Source organism: Chryseobacterium sp. VD8, assembly GCF_037149975.1.
Lineage (GTDB): Bacteria > Bacteroidota > Bacteroidia > Flavobacteriales > Weeksellaceae > Chryseobacterium > Chryseobacterium indicum.
On record NZ_JBBCQL010000446.1, the window covers coordinates 1 to 730 of the forward strand.

Genomic DNA, 730 nt, shown 5'->3' on the forward strand with positions numbered 1-730 from the left:
TATAACCGGAAAGGTTCTCTGTTTTTGGATTATCTGAAGAGAAAAAGAATAAACGATGAAAAATATTTTATAAAATTACTTCATTATATTCATAATAATCCTGTCAATCATGGATTTGTTGAAGATATTGGTAAGTGGAAATATTCATCGTATCATTCTTATATTAATTTGGCTAAAGAAAGTAAAATTGAAAGAGCTGAAATGATGCAATATTTTGAAACAGTAAATGATTTTATAGAATATCATAAATCAAATATAGAATATGATTTTCTATCAATTGAATAAATTATAGTAAAACTTAAACCTCATAGGTTTCTAAAACCTATGAGGTTTAAAAAGGTGATTAACAACGAAAAAGTATGATCAAAAAACTTCTTATTTTCTGCAGTATTCTGCTTGCTTTTCAGTCTCTGGTTTTCGCCCAGACTGAAAATGTAAAGCCACTGACTATTGGAGAAATCAGAACGATAAAGTCTAAAATTTTAAACGAAGAAAGAACTTTGAACATCTATCTTCCACAAAAATTTGACAAAACAAAATCTTACCCAATCATTTATCTTTTGGATGGGAGTATGAATGAAGATTTTATTCATGTAACAGGCTTGGTTCAGTTTTTTAATCAAATGTATTCTATGCCGGAAACCATTGTGGTTGGAATTGCAAACATTGACAGAAAGAAAGATTTCACTTTTCATACAGATTTGAAAGATTTACAGAAAGATTACCCTAC

The 730-nt window shown here is 28.4% G+C and carries 1 protein-coding gene and 1 pseudogene; both read left to right on the forward strand.

Going from position 1 to position 730, the window contains the following annotated elements:
• Window positions 1-285: pseudogene (locus tag WFK35_RS22955) on the forward strand (transposase); the annotation flags it as partial.
• Between the two features lie 74 nt (window positions 286-359).
• The coding region (locus WFK35_RS22960) for an alpha/beta hydrolase-fold protein (protein WP_336734975.1) at window positions 360-730 on the forward strand (371 nt) is incomplete at its 3' end.